The following is a 611-nucleotide window of genomic DNA, read 5'->3' on the forward strand; positions in this document are numbered from 1 at the left end:
ATCCACCAGGCGCTCGAGCCGACGGTGGATGGCGACTTCCACGTACCGCCGGCCGAGGGCACGCCCTGGCAGAGCAAGCTGGTCAGCTTCGAGCTCGAACCCGCCGGCGCGCGGCTCGGGCAGCGGATGGAGATCTCACCCGGCGACCAGCTCGTCTCGGTGGTCCGGCTGCGGTTCGTCGACGGCGCACCGATGTGCATCGAGCGGATCCGGATCCCGGCCGCCTTCGTCCCTGGGATCACTGGGCGCGACTTCGAGGTCGGCTCGCTCTACGGGTTGCTGAAGGCGAGGTACGGGGTCGCCGCGAGAGACGCGGTCCAGACCACCGAGCCGACCGTGACCGACGCGCAGGAGGCCGCGCTGCTCGACGTACCGCTGCATTCACCGGCGTTGCTCTTCGAGCGCACGACGCGCGACGCGAACCGCGCCGTGATCGAGTACACCCGCTCCATCTATCGAGGAGACCGGTACCGGATCACGACGCGGTTGACCTTTCCAGACTGATACAGCCTGAAGGCTGACTAGCCCTTGACGGCGCCAGCGGCGACGCCGGAGGTGACGCGGCCCTGCAGGACCAGGAAGATCAGCAGGACGGGCAGCATGAACAAGGT

Annotated in this window: 1 protein-coding gene; it reads left to right on the forward strand. The window is 68.2% G+C overall.

The window, feature by feature from the left end; all coding sequences use genetic code 11:
• The coding region (locus CAY82_RS27440; protein WP_087503452.1) for a UTRA domain-containing protein at window positions 1–504 on the forward strand (504 nt) is incomplete at its 5' end.
• Window positions 505–611 lie beyond the last annotated feature (107 nt).

This window comes from Pseudomonas sp. SID14000, from assembly GCF_002165135.1.
Lineage (GTDB): Bacteria > Pseudomonadota > Gammaproteobacteria > Pseudomonadales > Pseudomonadaceae > Aquipseudomonas.